The 19,382-nt window shown below is 66.7% G+C and carries 17 protein-coding genes and 1 pseudogene; 12 read left to right on the top strand and 6 right to left on the bottom strand.

Going from position 1 to position 19,382, the window contains the following annotated elements; translation table 11 throughout:
- Positions 1–50: 50 nt before the first annotated feature.
- Entirely contained in the window at positions 51–2,330 is a 2,280-nt protein-coding gene (gene clpA / locus ACZK08_RS09435; protein WP_065182194.1) for an ATP-dependent Clp protease ATP-binding subunit ClpA, read from the bottom strand.
- 135 nt (positions 2,331–2,465) lie between these two features.
- On the opposite strand from clpA, the pseudogene ACZK08_RS09430 reads away from it, so the two are divergent.
- Positions 2,466–3,272, top strand: a pseudogene (locus ACZK08_RS09430) (APH(6) family putative aminoglycoside O-phosphotransferase); the annotation flags it as partial.
- A gap of 49 nt (positions 3,273–3,321) precedes the next feature.
- On the opposite strand, the gene clpS reads toward ACZK08_RS09430, so the two are convergent.
- Entirely contained in the window at positions 3,322–3,648 is a 327-nt protein-coding gene (gene clpS, locus ACZK08_RS09425) for an ATP-dependent Clp protease adapter ClpS (RefSeq protein ID WP_053517940.1), read from the bottom strand.
- A 108-nt stretch (positions 3,649–3,756) separates the two neighbouring features.
- Between clpS and ACZK08_RS09420 the strand changes: the two genes are divergently transcribed.
- From ACZK08_RS09420 to ACZK08_RS09380, 9 genes are all read left to right on the top strand, one after another.
- Positions 3,757–4,227: a hypothetical protein gene (locus tag ACZK08_RS09420; protein ID WP_053517939.1), complete on the top strand. Its 471-nt coding sequence runs from the start codon at positions 3,757–3,759 to the stop codon at positions 4,225–4,227.
- Position 4,228: 1 nt separating this feature from the next.
- Complete coding sequence (locus tag ACZK08_RS09415; RefSeq protein WP_065182192.1) at positions 4,229–4,690, top strand: NUDIX hydrolase; 462 nt, start codon at positions 4,229–4,231, stop codon at positions 4,688–4,690.
- Positions 4,687–5,829 carry a tRNA 2-thiouridine(34) synthase MnmA gene (gene mnmA, locus ACZK08_RS09410; RefSeq protein ID WP_053517935.1) on the top strand — a complete coding sequence of 381 codons (1,143 nt, stop codon included), beginning with the start codon at positions 4,687–4,689 and terminating at the stop codon, positions 5,827–5,829. The genes ACZK08_RS09415 and mnmA overlap by 4 nt, the downstream gene beginning before the upstream one ends.
- Complete coding sequence (gene hflD, locus ACZK08_RS09405; RefSeq protein WP_065182191.1) at positions 5,826–6,440, top strand: high frequency lysogenization protein HflD; 615 nt, start codon at positions 5,826–5,828, stop codon at positions 6,438–6,440. Before mnmA ends, hflD begins: the two co-directional genes overlap by 4 nt.
- Before the next feature lie 191 nt (positions 6,441–6,631).
- Entirely contained in the window at positions 6,632–7,822 is a 1,191-nt protein-coding gene (locus ACZK08_RS09400; protein ID WP_053517932.1) for a methyl-accepting chemotaxis protein, read from the top strand.
- Positions 7,823–7,920: 98 nt separating this feature from the next.
- On the top strand, positions 7,921–8,139 hold the full coding sequence (locus ACZK08_RS09395; protein WP_065182190.1) for a hypothetical protein: 219 nt from the start codon (positions 7,921–7,923) through the stop codon (positions 8,137–8,139).
- 119 nt (positions 8,140–8,258) lie between these two features.
- Positions 8,259–8,723, top strand: coding sequence for a hypothetical protein (locus ACZK08_RS09390; protein WP_065182345.1), 465 nt, complete (start codon positions 8,259–8,261; stop codon positions 8,721–8,723).
- Positions 8,724–8,867: 144 nt separating this feature from the next.
- Positions 8,868–9,050, top strand: a complete 183-nt coding sequence (locus ACZK08_RS09385) for a hypothetical protein (protein WP_231107771.1) — start codon at positions 8,868–8,870, stop codon at positions 9,048–9,050.
- Positions 9,051–9,055: 5 nt separating this feature from the next.
- Positions 9,056–10,465: a GAD-like domain-containing protein gene (locus ACZK08_RS09380; RefSeq protein ID WP_231107770.1), complete on the top strand. Its 1,410-nt coding sequence runs from the start codon at positions 9,056–9,058 to the stop codon at positions 10,463–10,465.
- A gap of 84 nt (positions 10,466–10,549) precedes the next feature.
- Here ACZK08_RS09380 and ACZK08_RS09375 read toward each other — a convergent pair whose 3' ends face one another.
- On the bottom strand, positions 10,550–13,312 hold the full coding sequence (locus ACZK08_RS09375; RefSeq protein ID WP_065182188.1) for a bifunctional diguanylate cyclase/phosphodiesterase: 2,763 nt from the start codon (positions 13,310–13,312) through the stop codon (positions 10,550–10,552).
- A 131-nt stretch (positions 13,313–13,443) separates the two neighbouring features.
- Here ACZK08_RS09375 and ACZK08_RS09370 point away from each other — a divergent pair, with 131 nt between their 5' ends.
- Complete coding sequence (locus tag ACZK08_RS09370) at positions 13,444–15,546, top strand: sensor histidine kinase (protein ID WP_065182187.1); 2,103 nt, start codon at positions 13,444–13,446, stop codon at positions 15,544–15,546.
- A gap of 4 nt (positions 15,547–15,550) precedes the next feature.
- Positions 15,551–17,326 (top strand): EAL domain-containing protein, encoded by a 1,776-nt coding sequence (locus ACZK08_RS09365; RefSeq protein WP_065182186.1) that lies wholly within the window; start codon positions 15,551–15,553, stop codon positions 17,324–17,326.
- Between the two features lie 54 nt (positions 17,327–17,380).
- On the opposite strand, the gene ACZK08_RS09360 is transcribed toward ACZK08_RS09365, so the two are convergent.
- The 3 genes from ACZK08_RS09360 to flgM form a co-directional block, all read right to left on the bottom strand.
- The gene (locus ACZK08_RS09360; protein ID WP_065182185.1) at positions 17,381–18,598 is read right to left on the bottom strand and encodes an ATP-binding protein; all 1,218 of its coding nucleotides are present in this window, start codon (positions 18,596–18,598) and stop codon (positions 17,381–17,383) included.
- Positions 18,599–18,689: 91 nt separating this feature from the next.
- Entirely contained in the window at positions 18,690–19,028 is a 339-nt protein-coding gene (locus ACZK08_RS09355; protein WP_053517922.1) for a flagella protein, read from the bottom strand.
- A complete protein-coding gene (gene flgM / locus ACZK08_RS09350; RefSeq protein ID WP_065182184.1) occupies positions 19,025–19,330 on the bottom strand; it encodes a flagellar biosynthesis anti-sigma factor FlgM in 306 nt (101 codons plus the stop codon). Before flgM ends, ACZK08_RS09355 begins: the two co-directional genes overlap by 4 nt.
- Positions 19,331–19,382 lie beyond the last annotated feature (52 nt).

Genomic DNA, 19,382 nt, shown 5'->3' with positions numbered 1-19,382 from the left:
AGCCGCCCTTGCCGTTTCCAGTCCTTCACGCCACAGCCCGTGGCGTCAGCTCACTCCACCGTGGCCGGCAGCAGCCGCTCCGGCTCGGCCTGGGTCTCGACCACCAGTTCGTCGTCGCGGACATCGATGCTGACCTTGCCGCCGTTGACCAGCTTGCCGAACAACAGCTCGTCGGCCAGCGGACGCTTGATCTTGTCCTGGATCACGCGCGCCATCGGACGGGCACCCATCAGCGGGTCGAAGCCATGGTGGGCCAGCCAGTCGCGCGCGGTCGGCGTGGCCGACAGGCTGACGTGCTTCTCCTGCAGCAGCATCTCCAGCTCGATCAGGAACTTGTCCACCACACGCAGGATGTGCTCGAAGCCCAGCGCCTGGAACTGCACCACCGCATCGAGGCGGTTGCGGAATTCCGGGGTGAAGCTGCGGCGGATGGTCTCCATCGCGTCGGTGGCGTGGTCCTGCTTGGTGAAGCCAATCGAACGCCGCGAGGCCTGGGCCGCGCCGGCATTGGTGGTCATCACCAGCACCACGTTCTTGAAGTTCGCTTCACGTCCGTTGGTGTCGGTCAGCACGCCCCGGTCCATGACCTGCAGCAGGATGTTGAAGATGTCCGGGTGCGCCTTCTCGATTTCGTCCAGCAGCAGCACGCAATGCGGCGTCTTGACGATCTTCTCGGTCAGCAGGCCGCCCTGGTCGAAGCCGACGTATCCCGGGGGCGCACCGATCAGGCGGCTGATCGAATGCGGCTCCATGTACTCGGACATATCGAAGCGGACCAGCTCGATGCCCAGCTGCAGGGCCAGCTGCTTGGTCACCTCGGTCTTGCCGACACCGGTCGGGCCGGCAAACAGGAAGTTGCCGATCGGCTTCTCCGGATTGCCCAGGCCCGAGCGCGCCAGCTTGATCGCCGACGACAGGGTCTCGATGGCCGGGTCCTGGCCGAAGATCACCATCTTCAGGTTGCGCTCCAGGTGCTGCAGCACATCCTTGTCGGTGGCGCTGACCTGCTTGGTCGGGATGCGCGCCATCTTGGCAATGATGGCCTCCACTTCCTCCACGTCGATCAGTTCCTTGCGCTGGTCCTCCGGCAACAGCCGCTGGCGCGCACCTGCCTCGTCGATCACGTCGATGGCCTTGTCCGGCAGCAGGCGGTCACCGATATGCTTGACCGACAGGTCCACCGCGGCCTGCAGCGCCTCGTCGGAGTACGTCACGCCGTGGTGGGCTTCGTACTTGCCCTTCAGGCCCTGCAGGATCTCGTAGGTCTCACCCACGGTCGGCTCGACGATGTCGATCTTCTGGAAGCGGCGCGCCAGGGCGCGATCCTTCTCGAAGATGCCGCGGTACTCCTGGAACGTGGTCGAGCCGATGCAGCGCAGCTCGCCCGACGCCAACGCCGGCTTGATCAGGTTGGACGCATCCATGGTGCCGCCCGACGCCGAACCGGCACCGATGATGGTGTGGATCTCGTCGATGAACAGTACGGCGTTGGGCACCTTCTTCAGGGCCGTCAGCACGCTCTTCAGGCGCTTCTCGAAGTCGCCACGGTACTTGGTGCCAGCCACCAGTGCGCCCAGGTCGAGCGAATAGATGACGGCATCGGCCAGCACCTCCGGCACCGAGCCCTCGACGATGCGCCGGGCCAGGCCTTCGGCGATCGCGGTCTTGCCGACGCCGGCCTCGCCCACGTAGAGCGGGTTGTTCTTGCGACGGCGGCACAGGACCTGGATGGTCCGCTCGATCTCATCGGCACGCCCGACCAGCGGGTCGATGCGTCCGGCCCGGGCCTGCTCGTTGAGGTTGCTGGCGAACTCGGTCAGGGCATCCCCCTTCGGCTCGCCCTCCCCGCCCTCGGCCCGGCTCTCGCCTTCGGAGGAAGGCTGTTCGCCCTCCTCGCCCAGCTTGGCGATGCCATGGGACAGGTAATTGACCACGTCCAGGCGGGTCACGTCCTGCTGGTTGAGGTAGTAGACGGCATGGGAGTCCTTCTCGCCGAAGATGGCGACCAGCACATTGGCGCCGGTGACCTCCTTCTTGCCCGAGGACTGCACGTGGTACACAGCCCGCTGCAGCACGCGCTGGAAGCCCAGCGTCGGCTGGGTGTCGCGGCCATCGTCTTCCGCCAGGCGGGACACGGAGGCCTCGATGGCCTGCTCCAGCTCCTGGCGCAGGCGGTCGGCATCGGCACCACAGGCCTTCAGTACGGCCTGGGCGGACGGGTTGTCGAGCAGTGCCAGCAGCAGGTGTTCGACCGTCATGAACTCATGCCGGGCCTCACGGGCGCGCTTGTAGCACTGGCCGATGGTGTGTTCGAGGTCTTTGCTGAACATGGATTACTCCGGCGGCAGATGGGGACAATATGCGGCCTGACTACGCGATTTCCATCACCCTAGCGGATTGCTGCGTTCAGATGGCGTTAGCAGTGCGGATTGCTTGATCTTCATTCACTCCCGGACAGCCCACCCATGAGCAAACCCTACCTGAGCCGCTGGCGATTGCGACGTGATGGTCCCGCCATCCGGACCCCGCACGCCCGGCTCTGGCCGGTACTGACCGCCGACGACCTGCCGGCAATGCTGAAGATCAGCAGTGAAACCGAAGAACAGAACAGCCATCGCCTGCTGCGCTGGTGGGACGGCGACGGTGCCGCGCGCCTGCTGGCGCACGAGGGGCCGGCCATCCTGATCGAGCGCGCCGGCGGCCAATCGCTGCGGGAGCGCTCGATCGGCGGCGATGACAGCACCTGTACCACGATCCTGTGCCAGGTCCTGCAGCGGCTGCACCGGCCACGGAGCGCACCGCCAGCGGAGCTGGTCTGCCTGCCTACATGGTTCGCCGACCTGCTGCAGCCAAGGGGCTCGCTGCCGCCACTGCTGGAACAGTGCAGATCGCTGGCGGTCGCGCTGCTGGAGGCCGAACAGGAGGTCCGGCCGCTGCACGGTGACCTGCACCACGACAACGTGCTCGACTTCGGCACACGCGGCTGGCTGGCGATCGACCCGAAACGGCTGATCGGTGATCGCGCGTTCGACTACACCACGCTGTTCAGCAATCCCGACCTGTGCGGTCCCGGCATCCACGTCGCGACCCGGCCGGAGCGCTTTGCGGCCCGGGTGACCGAGGTCAGCGCCCTGGCGGACCTGGATCGCACGCGCCTGCTGCGCTGGATCGCTGCCAGCGCCGGGCTGTCGGCCGTATGGTTCCGCAATGATGGCGACCCGGCCGATATCGACGAGACAGTCGCGGCGATGGCACTGGAGGCGCTGGCGGAGGGGGGATCCCGCTGTAGCCGAGCATGGGCTCGGCTCTACAAGAGGCCGGTCAGGCCTTTTCCATCGTGCACAGCAGCGGATGCTGGTTCATCCGTGAATACTCGTTGACCTGGCCGACCTTGGTTTCGGCCACTTCGCGGGTGAACACGCCGCAGACGCCGCGACCGCGGGTATGGACATGCAGCATCACCTGCGTCGCCTTGTCCAGGTCCATGTTGAAGAACTGCTGCAGCACGTCCACCACGAAATCCATCGGGGTGTAGTCGTCGTTGAGCAGCATGACCTGGTAGAACGGCGGCGGCGCCACTTCCGGGCGCGCGGGCTCCACGGCGATGCCGTGCTCGTGGTGGGAATCGGGGGAAGACTCGCGGGGCATCCGGTCATTATAGAGGTTGCCGCGCGCCCGCGTCGGCCCACCCGGAATGGACGGCACGGACGGCCGCCGTCACAATTGCCCTTCCCACCCCGGTTTCACAGGATTTTCATGAAAAGGACCCTTCTGCCTGCCCTGCTGATCGCCCTGGCCTGTGCCGGTCCGGCGAGCGCAGCCGATGCCGACGCCGCTGTCGGCCGCCTGCTGGACAAGCTGGGCTACAACTACGAGGTCGACGAGGATGGCGACTACCGGCTGGTGTTCGACGTCGAGGGCGACCGCACCCAGATGGTGTACGTGCGCTCGGCGGTGGAAGACTTCGGCAGCCACAACATCCGTGAGATCTGGTCGCCAGGCTACACGTCCAAGACCAAGCAGTTCCCGGTCGCGGTCGCCAACCGCCTGCTGGAGGACTCGCAGGACGCCAAGATGGGCGGCTGGGTGAAACAGGAGGCGACCGCGATGTTCGTGGTGAAGATCGACGCCGATGCCACCGCCGACCAGCTCAGCGACGCCATCGATGCCGCGATCCGCACCGCCGACGCGATGGAACTGGAACTGACCAAGAAGGACGATCTCTGAGGTGAACGCCACGCCGGACCCGCGCTGGGCACCGCACGCCACCGTCGCCACCATCGTGGTCGACGGCGGCCGCGTGCTGCTGGTCGAGGAGACCATCGATGGCCGCGCCGTGCTCAACCAGCCTGCCGGGCACCTCGAGCCCGGCGAGAGCCTGGCCGAGGCGGCGCTGCGCGAGACCCGCGAGGAGACCGGCTGGACGGTTCAGCTGACCGACTTCATCGGCTGTTACCAATGGACGGCGGGCGACGGTACGACGTTCCTTCGCTTCTGCTACGCGGCGCGCCCGGTCTCGCATGATCCGGCGCAGCCGCTCGACACCGGCATCGACCGCGCGCTGTGGATGACCCCGGCCGAGCTGCAGGCCGCCGGGCAGCGCCAGCGCAGCCCGCTGGTATGGCAGGTCGTGGCGGACTATCTGGGTGGCCAGCGCCACCCGCTTTCGCTGGTCCGGGAGGTCGCATGAGCACCCCGCGCGTGATGGTGGGCGTTTCCGGTGGCGTCGATTCGTCGGTCGCCGCCTGGCGGCTGGTGCAGCAGGGCGAGGCCGTGGCCGGCCTGTTCATGCAGAACTGGGCCGACGACGGCAGCGGCGACTGCCGCGCCGAGGATGATCGCCGCGATGCGGTGGCGGTCTGCGGCCTGCTGGGCATTCCCTTCCATTTCCGCGACTTCTCCAGCGAGTACTGGCAAGGCGTGTTCGAGCATTTCCTGGCCGAGTACGCCGCCGGCCGCACCCCCAATCCGGACGTGCTGTGCAACCGCGAGGTGAAGTTCAAGCACTTCCTGGACGCGGCGCGTGAACTGGGCGCCGAGCGCATCGCCACCGGCCATTACGCGCGGGTGACCCAGCGCGGCCACCAGTGGCTGCTGCTGCGCGGCGCCGACCGCTCCAAGGACCAGAGCTATTTCCTGCACCAGCTGGGGCAGGAGCAGCTGGCCGCCACCCTGTTCCCGATCGGCGACCTGGAAAAGAGCGACCTGCGCCGGATCGCCCGTGACGTCAGCCTGCCGACCCATGCCAAGAAGGACTCCACCGGCATCTGCTTCATCGGCGAACGCGACTTCCGCGAGTTCCTGGGCCGCTACCTGCCGGCCCGGCCGGGACAGATCCTCGACCCGGCCGACGGCAGCGTGATTGCCGAGCATCCGGGCGTGTTCTATTTCACGCTCGGCCAGCGCGAGGGCCTGAACATCGGCGGCGTGCGTGGCCGCCCGGCCGCGCCGTGGTACGTGGTGGGCAAGGACGTGGCCAGCAACGTGCTGTATGTCGATCAGGACCGCGACAGCCCGTGGATGCTCTCCGAACGCCTGCGTTCGGAAACCGCGCACTGGATCGCCGGCGCACCACCGGCCCGGCGTTTCGAATGCACTGCCCAGACCCGCTACCGCCAGCCCGACGAGCCGTGTACGGTCGATGTGCTGGACGATGGCAGCGTGCTGGTCACCTTTGCCCGCCCGCAGCGGGCCGTCACGCCCGGCCAGTCGCTGGTGCTGTATGACGGCGAGATCTGCCTGGGCGGTGCGGTGATCGCCGCCACCGATGCGCCGCTGGAACAGCGCCTGCGCACCACCCCTTCTCCTTTTGAGGTAATCGCTGCATGAGTTTCACTGTCGACGACCGCGTCCTGGCCCTGGCCGGCATTGCCCAGGCCCTGCAGCAGGTGCGCCGCATCGCCGATACCGGCCATTCCGACGCCGCCGCTGTACGTACCGCGGTGGACAGCGTGTTCCGCGTCGACGCGTCCTCTCCGCAGGAGGTGTTCGGCGACCGCCACGCACTGAAGTCGGGCCTGCGCCTGCTGCACAACTACTTCCGCAACCAGGGCCAGGATCCGATCCTGCCCAAGCTGGCATTGTCGGTGCTGCAGCTGGAGCGCCGCTTCGTGCAGGACGGCGCAACCGTCAACAAGGTGGCCTCGGGCATCGAGCAGGCGCAGCGCAAGGCCGCCGAACTGGGCGACAGCGGTCACCCGGATGTGCTGGCCAGCCTCGGCAGCGTCTATGCGGACACCATCAGCCATCTCAAGCCGCGGGTGATGGTGCAGGGCAACCCGCATTACCTGGGCCAGGCCGGTGTGGTCTCCGAGATCCGTGCCCTGCTGCTGGCCGCCGTCCGCGCCGCGGTGCTGTGGCGGCAGGTGGGCGGCAGCTACTGGGACTTCCTGTTTGGTCGCAAGGCGATGGTCGAGGCCGTGGACCGCCTGCTGGCCTGACCGTTGCATCCGCCGGGCATGGCCCGGCGCTACCGCATGGCCTGACCGTCGCGCAGCGCTGCCGGGGTAGCGCCGGGCCATGCCCGGCGAGCGTCCGGCGCCGGAAATCCGACGCATTCAGAAAGCGCATCGACGTTAAAGAGAAAGGGCACACGGCCGATACATCCTCCGTGCACCTCCCGAGAACGTCCATGTACTCACGCATTTTCATCCGTCTGGCCGCCCCCCTGGCCCTGACCCTGCTGCTCCCCTTCGCCATCGGTTTCGAATGGCCGGCCGCCCTGCGCTGGGCGATCCTGACCACGATGACGCTGAGCTGGCTGGGCTTTGCGTGGTGGACCGCCCGCGCCCAGGCGCACCGCTCACCGGAACAGGCCCGCGTCCTGCGTGAGCAGGACCAGCTGCTGACCGAACTGCGCAGCTTCGTCGGCAACGAAATCGACGGTTCGCGCGGCGAAGTGGAACGCGCCCGCGACCTGATCCGCCAGGCGGTATCGAGCCTGGGCGGCAGCTTCGATGCAATGAACCGCAAGTCGCGCCAGCAGAGCCAGGCGCTGTCGCGCATCGTCGACCGTGCCGGCGATGAAGGCAGTGCGGGCCTCGACGTTGCGCGGTTCGCCCAGCATGCCAGTCATCGCATGGAACAGCTGGTGGAAGCGCTGGAACAGGTCAGCGGCCAGAGCTCTACCACCGTGCAGCACATCGACCAGATGGCGCAGCACCTGGACGGCATCTTCGCGCTGCTGGAAGACGTCAAGTCGATTGCCGACCAGACCAACCTGCTGGCACTGAATGCCGCCATCGAAGCGGCCCGTGCCGGCGAGGCCGGCCGCGGCTTCGCGGTGGTCGCCGACGAAGTGCGCAACCTGTCCGAGCGCTCGACCACCTTCAACGAACAGATCCGAAAGCTGGCCCACAGCTCCAAGGACGCCATCGCCAAGGTCCGCGAGACGGTCTCGCACATGGCATCGCGCGACATGGACCGCTCCCGCGAAGCACGCCAGGAAGCAGCAGCCATGCTGGACAACGTGGCACAGATCAATGCTTCTCTGGGCGAAGGCATGCGAGAGGTGTCCGAGTGTGCGCGTGCCATCGACGGCAGCGTCGCCGAGGCCGTGCGCGCGCTGCAGTTCGAAGATATCGCCACGCAGGCGCTGGGTGGCGTGCATACCCACCTCGACCGCCTGACCGCGATCAACCGCGAAGCGGTGGCCCTGCAGGAACTGCTGCACCGCAATGGCGGCGTCTTCGACGAAGAGATCGCCAGCGCGCTGCAGCGCACCGGCAACCGTCTGCGCGAACTGCGCAACGAGTGGGAGCGCCCGCCGCACAAGCCGGTCGCCCAGCAGAACATGGGCGCCGGTACCGTCGAACTGTTCTGAGACGCGTGTCCGCTGCCCTCTCCGGCAGTCTGCAAGGCCCCGGCTCGACCGGGGCCTTTGCCTGTGATCCACCGCCGAATGCATCCTGTACGCGCCCCATGGCCCTGATCAGCGCCCCGCCCTCCTCCCTCGCCGACATCGAACGCCCGCGCAACGCCAGTGTGCGAGAACAGCTGCAGCGGCTGGAAAAGGTCGCGCATGAGGAGATCCGCGAGCTGCAGCAGCTCGCCGATGCGCGCCCGCCCTCGCCCGGTACCGCCAGCGAACTGCTGGGCATGGCCTGGGACCTGGGGTTGGATGGAGATGCCCTGAAGTAGATCCACGCCATGCGTGGATGCACCTGCACGCCCCTGCACCTTCCACCCTTTCGGACTTGTTGCATGGCCTGGGTCATCGGCTCCGGGCACACTCACCGCCCTCCCTCCTTGGCAGCGTCATGACATTCAATCCGGAAGAAGCGCAAGAAACCTTCGAACAGTTTCTGATCATCATGGACGATCAGATTGAATGGCTGATCGAGCAAGCGCAGCAGCGCGGCGTCGACCTTGACGGTAGCCTGGAGAGCCTTGATCGCCTCGAAACCCTGTACACGTTGATGGCCGCAACGTTATCGGAGGACGAACAGGCTGCCTTGAGGGTTGTGTTTGCACGATATCTTGGGGAAACCGTGTGTCAGCATCACGGCGGCAAATGGACTCTCCAACTGGATGATCCCAAGGACATCAGTTTCAACATGCCGGTTATCGTGGGGCATTCATCCTGCCCGTGGCTGGAGTTCAATCCCATCCACACGATGCGAGCCTACTCACTTCGGCCCAAGCCCGGAATGATCCGAAGCGTCGTTGCGCACAGTGTTGCTCCGCGGATTCTGGATCTCAGCGATCTGGCGGAAGAGGACTGACGCCAATAGGAGAGACTACTCGGTTCAGTTGACGGACCCATCGAGAATGCGGCTCGTGCCCGGGATCATCCGCGCGTGGCATGGATCTACTGAGGCAGCGCTGTCGCCATGGCATGATGCCACGGTCCCGTTCATGGAAGACCGATGGCCGCCGCCCTGATCGCATTGATGCTGCTGGAACTCCTGCTGCTGTTGTTCTGGGGCACCGATCTTCTTCCGCACCGGCATCGTCCTGTTCAACCAGCGCATCGCCGCCGCTCCTACCGAGCTGACCCAACTGTCAATGATCGGGCTGGGGTACGACCTTACCTACCGACAAGTGGCTGAGCTTTGTGGTCCGTGTACTGCCCGACCGCAATGTGGCGTTGCGGGAGAGCTTCGCACCGGGCTATGGCGGCCGCTGTTTTCCGTTGATGCACGGCCAGCTGGTGTTCTACATCTGCTATCGCATGCAGCGGCGACGCTATGTCGAAGTTGTGGAATCCGTTTGCGCGCGGGTGCGCTCCGATTCCCGCGACGGTTCGTTGACCCAAGCCGGTAGATCCATGCCATGCGTGGATGACGCTCCCGAGATTCACAGTTTTCGGATTGTTTGCATGGAATGCGATCAACGCACCCTTCATCGTGCTGGACCGATTTCGGTTCAGATCAGCCCGATGACCAGCGCCGCCCTTTGCCTTTCGCTTGCCTTGCAGCTTCCGGTTGCCCCCGACCCATTGACCCTGGATTCCGATTCCCTCGCAACGCTTCAGCAGGCACTGCAGACATTCGGAGCGTTCCAGCACCCCTATTCTGCTCCGATCGACGCATACGACCCTGACGCGGGGGTGATCGACGCATCGGTCGAGGTCTCCGCAGGCTGCCTGCAGGAGGGTCCCAAGGTCATCGTCCTGGACGATGACGGCGACGAGACACCCGAGCGCTATCTGGTGCTGGTCGAGCCATGGCAGAGCCTTCCAGCGGGCACATTGCTGCTCGTCTGCGGAGACAGGGCGGTCGTCATTTCAGCTCAGGACTGGAGCCGGGAGCTTGCAAGAGCCGAGATCATGCTGACGTTTCTCGACCTGCTGCCTGGAGATTCGGAAGCCAGGGACCAGCTGGAGAGTTGCTCGGCAGTCTCGGATTCCGATACATCCGATCCCTTCGTGAAGAGCATTCTGGATCAGCTCTGCGCCAGCACTCCAGGTACACCTGTCACTGACACCGCCCTGGCCCTCTGGAAGGGCAGGCTCCCGGATGCATTACTTGCACTGTGGCAGCGCGACGGCCTGGCGCGCTATCACGATGATCGACTGACTATGGTCGATCCTGCCCAATACGAAACCGTCCTGGCTGCCCTTCTGGCAGGCAGTCCGCCGTGGGACAAGGACAACCTTCATGTATATGCGATCTCCCCATTCGGCCAGATGCTGATCTGTGGCGAGAAGACTGGCGTCGACCTCACGCTTGAACCACACGAAGGCTACCTATGCGCGCCTGCAGCGCTGACTCTCCCAGCAAGCAACGCCGTCCGCAACAGGAGCCTTCATGACTTTCTACTGACATTGGATGATCCTGAGCTGGATGTCCTGACCGAGGACGAGGAGCCAATGTTCTGGCGAGTCCGTGAGATGTTGGGGCCGCTGGGCGACGGGGAGATATACACCTCGACAGAATCCGTGTCAGAGCAGGGCTGGCGGCTGAGCACCTTGGTGAAACGCAGGGCGCTGGATGTGCTCGGAGAGCTTGCGCAACGTCGCTGACTGCTGACACATGGAGGGATGTACCTGCGTGCATGCCGACCAAGGTCGGCACCTACCAGAGCACGTGCCGGACAGCGCAGGTTGTCAACGCACCAGCAGCGCTTCGTTGTCGGCATCCGTGCGCGACGGTGACTGATGCTGCTGGCGCAGCCACTGCGCCAGGTCGCGCGGGCTCAGCGGCCGCGAGTACAGGTAGCCCTGGATCTCGTCGCAGCCCTGGCGGCGCAGCATGTCTTCTTCCTGGTGCGTTTCCACGCCTTCGGCCACGACCTTCATGCCCAGCGCGTGACCCAGGTGCACGATGGCCTGTGTCACCTCGGCCGTACCCGAGTCGTGCAGCATGCCCTGCACGAAGCTGCGGTCGATCTTCAGGCGGCCCACCGGGAACCGGTTGAGGTAGTTGAGGTTGGAGAATCCCGTTCCGAAATCGTCCACCGCCAGCGGAACACCGTGCCGTTCCAGCACGTCGAAGCAATGACGCAGGATGTCGGTGTCACGGATCAGCGCCGACTCGGTCAGCTCCAGTTCCAGGCGCTGTGGCGGCCAGCCATGGGCATGGCAGATCTCGATCACCCGCTCGGCGAAGCCGCGATCACGCAGCTGCACGGCCGAGACGTTCACCGCGATGCGGTCGAAGTGCAGACCGGCTCTGTCCCAGGCAGTGGCCTGGCGGCAGGCTTCGTTCAGTACCCAGTCGCCGATGCGCACGATTTCACCGCACTTCTCGGCGATGGGAATGAACTCGGCCGGACTGCAGTAGCCGATGCCGGGTCGATGCCAGCGCAGCAGTGCTTCGATGGCCGGCGGCTCGCCAAGGTGGGCGTGCAGCAGCGGCTGATAGGCCAGGCTGAACTCCTCGCGCTCGATCGCGCCATGCAGTGCATGCTCCAGCTCAAGCCGGCGCTGGATGCGGGCCAGTGCGTCCTGGCTGTAGTACTGGTAGGTGTTGCGACCGGCTTCCTTGGCCGCATACATCGCGGCATCGGCGGCGCGCAGCAGTGAATCGAAATCGGTCTGGGTATCGCCCAGCATGGCGATGCCCACGCTGGCCCCCACCTTCAGCGTGGTATCGCCGCGGCGCAGCGGCTCGGCCAGCGAGCCGATCAGCTTGCGCGCCACGTGGCCAGCGTCTTCCGGTTCGGCCAGGTCGCGCAGCACCACGATGAACTCGTCACCGCTGAAGCGGCCGAACAGATCGTTGTTGCGCAGGTTCTGGTGCAGCCGGGTGGCCGCCGCCTTCAGCAGCGCATCACCGGTGGCATGGCCGAAGCTGTCGTTGATGGTCTTGAAGCCATCCAGGTCGATGAACAGCATCGCCAGCGAGGTGCCGCGATCACGCGCTTCCTCGATTGCTTCAGCCGTCTGCTCGCCCAGCAGCACCCGGTTCGGCAGGCCGGTCAGCAGGTCGTAATGGGCCAGCAGCTCGATGCGCTCGTTGGCCTCGCGCTCTCGCGTGATGTCACGGAACAGCACCACGAAGCGTGGCGGCAGGCCATCGCGCCGATCCAGCTCGATCAGCACCTGCACCCATACGCGCAGGCCGGATTGACGATAGAAGCAAAGATCCAGCTGCTCGGGCAGTCCGCCACCGGCAATCCGGCCCAGCGCCGCCTCGAACGCACTGCGCGAGTCCTCGGTGTACAGCGCCAACGCCTGGTCCAGGGTGATCGGCTCCTTGCGCAGTCCGTGGATGCGATAGCACTCTTCGGTCCATTGCATGTGCCGGGTCTGCACCTCGATCTCGCACCCGCCGATGCGGCCCAGGGCCGAAACGCGGTTGAGCAGCTCGGTACGCCAGCGGATCAGCGCATCGGTCTGGTGCTGTTCGGTGATGTTCTGCACCTGGCCCAGCAGCCGCTTGGGCTGGCCCTCGCCGTCCAGCAGCGGCTGCATCCACAGCCGCAGATGCAGCGATGGTTCGCCGCTGCCGCGGGCCAGCTCCAGTTCGAGGCTGGCGGAGCGGCCATCGCGCCACAAGCGGCGCCAGGCTGCCCGCAGCGCTCCACGTGAACGCGGATGCAGCTGCTTGAGCCAGCGTCGCTGGCCGGGCACGTTGCCGGGCTCAAGTGCGAGCAGCGAACGCAGTTCGGGCGACCACCAGAAGGAGCCCGTGCCTGGATCGAACGACCAGCTGCCCATGCTGGCGATGCGCTGCGCCTCGCTCAGGTGCACCTGCTGTTCGTGCAGCAACGCCTCCAGCTGCTTCTGCTGTTCGATGTCGGTGTGGGTGCCGACCATCCGCAGCGGCTGGCCGTCGGCAGTGCGCGCGACCACGCGGCCACGATCAAGCACCCAGCGCCACTGCCCGTCGGGCTGGCGGAAGCGGAACTGTGCGCTGTACTGGTCGCTGGTTCCACGCAGGTGCTGATCCAGCGCGGCGCGCACGTGGCCGATGTCCTCGCCGTGCACGCGCGCCAGCATACCGCTGGCGGTCTCTTCGCCCAGGCCAGGGGTGCGGGTGACGCGATCGCTGGGAATATCCCAGTCCCACAGGCTGTGGCCGGCGCTGTCCAACGCCAGTTCCCAGCGTCCGCCACCCGCCAGCGGCACCGGTTCCGGCACGCTCAGGGTGAAGGCCAGCAGATTGCCGGCGCCGTCATGCACGGCGCGCAGGTGGCCGTCGTAATGCCCGCGCGGCCCTCCCGGCAGGCTGCACGCAACAATGCCACCGTCGGCGGCCAGCAGACGCAGGTCCTCCAGCATCGGCGCGTAGGCCGCGACCGTCGCCGGCAGGCCATGCTCGCGCGCGGCCGGATTGGCCGCCAGCGGACGGCCAGTGCGGTCGACGATGACCAGCGCCGACGCGAGCGGATGCTGCAGCAGGCTGGCGATGATCCCTTGGTCCACGCGATCTTGCTCCGGATGAAACGCCCGACAGCGGGGCACGCAGTGGTTAACGGCGCCTGCGGCGGATAATTGAGTGGCTACGGGGCACCTGCGCGGTAAGATGGCCGGCGCCCCTACCTGCTGCCCTGTCCATGCCCGCAGAACCGACCGGCACCGCCCCTGTTCCCGACCCGCGGATGGCCCAATCGCTGGGCCGCGATCGTCGGCGGATCGTGCTGAGTTACCTGGCGATGGCCCTGGCCTGGATGGTCGCCACCGACAGCGCCGTGCAGCTGCTGGTACCCGATCCGTACCAGGCTTCACTGTGGCAGAGCCTGAAAGGGTCGTTCTTCGCCCTGGCCAGCGCCGGGCTGCTGTACCTGCTTCTGCGCCCGCTGGCCGAGCACGTGCTGCTCACCCATGCCCGCCTGCAGGCCTCCGAGCTGCGCCTGCGGCAGATGTTCGAGGGCAATCCCGGGCCGATCCTGGTCTACGATCTGGACAGCCTGGCCATTCTCGATGCCAATCCCGCGGCCTGCAGCGCCTTCGGCTGGGAGCGCGAGGAACTGCTTGAGCGCACCATCGACGTGCTCTGGCCGCCCGGCCAGGACCAGGCGCTGCAGACCAAGCTCGAAGCCATCCGGGAGGCGCCCGAGCAGCTGTGCATCCTGCGGGCGCAGCTGCAGCTGCGCGATGGCAGCCTGCGGCAGATGGAGCTGCGCTCGAACGCAATCGGTTACGACGGCCACAACGCACGCCTGCTGATTGCCATCGATCGCACCGCCGAGGACCTTGCACAGCTGCGCCGGGACCAGGCACTGGCACGGGTGGAGGAAGCGCATGAGCTGGCGAAGATCGGCGCCTGGGAACTGGACCCCTCCAGCGGGCTGGGCCGGTACTCCAGCCAGGTCTACCGCCTGCTCGGCCGGCGCCCGCCGGAAGCGCGCCGCTGGCATCGCTTCGACGAACTGCTGGTGGCGGCCGATCCGGCCACTGCCGCGCAGGCGGACCAGCTGCTGGCCGAACTGTGTTCCGGCGAACCGGTGCAGGTGGACGTGCTGCTGCCGCTGCTGTCGATGGATGGCCGCGCGTTGATGGTGCACCTGCGCGCGGCCAGCGGCGTTGACGAGGCCGGCCGCGACCGCGTGCTCGGCACGCTGCAGGACGTGACCGAGCGCGAGCAGTCGCGGCGGCTGCTGCGCGAACGTGAGGAACAGTTCCGCGAACTGGTTCGTGTGCTGCCGGACGGCGTGGTCATCCTCTTCGAGGAGCACGTGCTGTACGCCAACGCCTGGGCCGCGAGTCTGTTCGGCTATGGCGGCCATGCCCTGCTCGGCGAGCCGCTGGCGGCTCTGGTCGCCGACAGCGATCTGGCGCGGGTACGCGTGCAGCTCCGGGCCGGCCAGCCCCAGCACGGCCCCGGCCACAGCAGCGTGGTGGCGATGCAGCGTGCCGATGGCCGCAGCTTCCACGCCGGCCTGGCCGTGGGCGAAGTCCGCTACGGCGGTCGCGACTGCAAGCTGCTGATCGTGCGTGACCTGAGCGATTCCGAGCGCACCCGCAGTGCGCTGGAGACCAGCAACCGCGAACTGCAGGCGATGGCCGGCCGGTTGTTCTCGCTGCAGGAGGACGAGCGCCGCGCGATCTCGCGCGACCTGCACGATGACATCGGGCAGGCCATCACCGCCATCAAGCTCTCCGCCTATGCCGCGCAGGACGAAGACGATCCGAAGCGCCGCAGCGAGGATCTGGCACAGATCGTCAGCCTGGCCGACACCACGGTGGCCAAGCTGCGTGACATCTCCACCCTGCTGCGGCCTCCACAGCTGGATGCGCTGGGCCTGGAGGCGGCACTGAGCTGGCAGGCACGGGTACTGTTCCGCTCCTCACCGGTGGAACTGCTGGCCGAAATCGAGCCCCTGCCGCATCGGCCCGACAACAGCATCGAGCAGGCCTGCTTCCGCATCGCCCAGGAAAGCCTGACCAACGTACTGCGCCACGCCCGCGCCAGCCAGGTGCAGCTGCAGCTGCGCGATGTCGGCCAGCGCGGGCTGCACCTGCAGATCCGCGACGACGGCGAGGGTTTCGACCCTGACGGCCCGCGCGGCCTGGGCCTGATCGTCATGCGCGAACGTGCGCAGAGCGTGGGCGGCCACGTGCGGATCGAGTCGGCGCACGGCGCCGGCACCCTGGTCGATGTCCATCTTCCCTACCAGGCAGCCTGCGCGGCTGCCGTCGAAACACCGGATTACTGAGCCTATGTGGAATCCCAATCTGCCGCTGGTCAGCATCGACGATGCCCCTGACCGCCTTGGCGCCGGCAATCCCGAGCTGCAGGCGATGGTGGCCGAAGCCGCTTCGGGTGGCACGCCGCTGATGCTGATGCATGTGGACATCGACCACTTCGCGTCGGTCAACGAGAACATGAGTGCGGAAGTGGGTGACCAGGCGCTGGTACTGGTGGCGCAACGCCTGCAGTCCTACCTGCGCGGGCGCGGCAAGCTGTGGCGCCATGGCAGCGACGAGTTCCTGATCGCCGTGCCGCGCGACGCCGACCTGCCGCTGCCGGAGGACTTCGCCGAAGAGATCCGCCAGCAGATGGAACTGCCGCTGTCGGTGCTGCCCTACACCCTGTTCATGACCGGCAAGCTGGGCGTCAGCCTGTGCCCGGAGCATGCCAGCAGCACCTCGCGCCTGCTCGATCATGCTGAAGATGCGCTGTACCAGGCCGCCCGCGAGGGTGGCAACGCGGTGCGCATCCATGCCGTGGACACACCACCCAGCGCGCACAGCGAGAGCATCATCGCGCGCCAGATCGTCGATGCCATCCCCAATGCCGAGCTGAAGCTGCGCTACCAGCCCCTGGTCAGCGCACGCGATGGCCATGTGGTGGGCATGGAAGCCCTGCTGCGCTGGCAGTCGCCGACGCTGGGGATGCTGGTACCGGAGCGCTTCATGCGAACGGCCGAGCGGCTCGGCATCATCGTGCAGATCGGTACCTGGGTGCTGGAGGGCGCGCTCAAGCAGGCCCGGCTGTGGCGCGACCAGGGTTTCGACGACTTCACCATTGCGGTGAATGTCTCCACCCTGCAGCTGCTGCGACCGAATTTCTTCGCCGAAGTGATGTCGCTGCTGCAGGCAGCGGGCGTGCCGGCGCAGATGCTGACGCTGGAAATCAACGAAAGCGCGCTGACCAACAACGTCAATTTCGTGCACGAGACCCTGGCCAACCTGCGCAACGAAGGCATCAGCCTGAGCCTGGACAACTTCGGCACCGGCGACTCCAGCCTGAGCGCGCTGGTGCGCTATCCGGTGGACAAGCTGAAGATCGACCGCAGCTTCATCAAAAGCGCACCCGCCGGCAACCGCGAGGCCGCCATCGCCCGTGCGATCATCGCCATGGGCCACCAGCTGGGCATGACGGTGATCGCCAACGGTGTGGAATCGCAGGCACAGCTGGGCTTCCTGCGCCGCAACGACTGCGATGTGTTCCAGGGCTATCTGTTCGGCGAACCGATGTCGGCCGATGCCGCGGGCATGACCCTGCGCCGGCGCTACCTGCGCCCGGAAGCATTCGCCGAGACCCGCCCGGACCGCACCCTGCTGCTGCTGGACGATGAAGAGAACGTGCTGCGCTCGCTGGTGCGGCTGTTCCGTCGCGACGGCTACCGCATCCTCGCCGCCGGCAACGTGCGCGACGCCTTCGATCTGCTGGCGATCAACGATGTGCAGGTGATCCTGTCCGACCAGCGCATGAGCGACATGAGCGGCACCGAGTTCCTGGGCCGGGTGAAAATGCTGTACCCCGACACCATCCGCCTCGTGCTGTCCGGCTACACCGATCTGAACACGGTGACCGACGCGATCAACCGCGGCGCGATCTACCGCTTCCTGACCAAGCCATGGAACGACGACGAGCTGCGCAAGCACATCCACCAGGCCTTCCGTACCTACGAGGAACAGCGCCGCAGCAACGCCGGCCCGGTGACGATGGACGCAGGTGACGGTGGCGAGGATCGCCCGCCGTTGCGGTGATGGAGGCCGCCGGGCATGGCCCGGCGCTACCGTGCACCTGTGCCGTGCGGCGGCTCAGCGCGGCTGCTTCACCGGCAGCACCACGCGGAAGCGCGAGCCGACGCCGGGGGTGCTGTCCAGATCGATGCGACCGTGATGCTTGTTGATGATGCTGTAGGAGATCGACAGGCCCAGGCCGGTTCCGCTGCCCACCGGCTTGGTGGTGAAGAACGGGTCGAAGATGCGCTGGCGCAGTTCGGGCGAGATGCCGCCACCGGTATCCTCGAACTCGACCCAGACATGGTCGCCATCCACGCCGGTACGCACGGTGATGGTGCCGCGCTCGGCGATGGCATGGCCGGCGTTGAGCAGCAGGTTCATGTAGACCTGGTTGAGCTCGGACGGCAGGCACTCGACCAGCGGCAGCTGGCCGAACTCACGCACCAGGGTGACCTTGTACTTGAGCTCGTTCCAGATGATGTTGATGGTGGACTCGAGGCCGGCGTGCAGGTCGACCAGCTTCCACGACTCATCGCGGCCGGAGTACGAGAAGTCCTTGAGGTCGCGCACGATGCGCGTCACCCGCTCAATGCCCTCGCGTGACTCGGCCATCAGCTGTGGCAGATCGCGGCTGATGAAGTCGATGTCCAGCCGGTCACGGATGTCGTCGATCTCCGGGATGAGCGCCTTCGGGTCGGGCGCACGCAGGGCGCGCTCGTAGGCCTCGATCACGGTGAACAGGCTGCGCAGGTACTCCTGCAGGCTGCCGAGATTGGAGTGCACGTAGCCGATCGGGTTGTTGATCTCGTGCGCGACGCCGGCGGCAAGCTGGCCGATGGACGCCATCTTCTCCGACTGCAGCAGCTTTTCCTGCGTGCCGTTCAATCGAAGGTAGGCCTGGCGCAGTTCGGCATGGCGCTGCTGCAGCTCGCGCTCGTAGTCTTCCTGGCCCTCGATGTGGCGGAACAGTGCCAGGTAGTGGCCCTGCCCGGGCGGACCGTGATGGTACAGATGCGCGATCACCACGCCCTCGCCCAGCGGCAGACTGCCGTTCCAGTGACCGTTCTGGCGGGCGTGCTCCAGCGCGTCCGGCGGCAGCAGCTGACGCAGGCGCTGTGGCGCCGGCAGAAGGCCTTCGTCGCTGGCCAGCAGGTTCTGCGCGGCCGGATTGGCCAAGGCGACCTGACCGTCTTCGGTGAACAGCAGCAGGCCCTCGCGCAGGCGTTCAAGCAACGCCTGCAGCACCGGCTGTGGTGGAAGGGGGGCGGTAACCAGGACGTTGGCAGCGGACACGGCGGCTCAGGGGCATTCGAACAGGCGCCCAATATACGCGGTCGTGCCGCAGGCGACAGCCTGCGAGCCGGGAGGTCCGCGCGAACTTGCGTCAGGCCACCGCCAGAGGACGGCCAGCGGTGACTGCGTGGGCCTGCCCCTTGGCATCGTAGGCCGAGGCCTCTTCGCTGCGGCCCAGCTGGCGCAGCGCCCAGTTCACTTCGCGGCGCCTGCGCGACAGCAGCACGCCGTTGGCGCGATTGCGCTCGGCCAGCTCCTGCAGCTGTTCGCCCTCGCCCACCGGCGGTGCGCCTTCCAGCGCACGCAGCGCCTCCAGCTTGGCGCCGGTGGCGCGGATCAATGCGTGCACGTCATGCTCGACCAGGGCCTGGCGTTCGACGTCCAGGGCCAGCGCCAGGCGCTGCAACGGCTCGCTCATCGCCGCGGTCATCCGTGCAGCTGCTGGTCCAGCTCAAGCATGCGCGAAGCGATCGCGTCCGGATTGATCGTATAGGTGCCGTTCTGCAGCGATTCGCGCACGGCGGCCACGCGCTGGGCGTCGATCGCCGGCGCCGTGGTCAGTTCGCGTTCGATGGCCTGCAGATTGGTGGCCTCGCCGGTCAGGCGCAGGCTGTCGGCCGCCTCCACAGGACGCGCCGGCGAGTCGCTGCTGACGCCGGGCTTGCTGGCCGGGTTCGTCACGCTGCGCAGTGCCTGGGGGGACTGCAGGTTGCCGTCGATTTTCTGGCTCATGGGGTGTCCTGGAGTTGCCGTTCACAAGGGATAACGGCCGCAGGGCCGTGAT

The organism is Stenotrophomonas sp. 112478_Sma (assembly GCF_056479905.1).
Note: the sequence above shows the minus strand (reverse complement) of the source record. Positions and strands in the feature narration are given on the sequence as shown.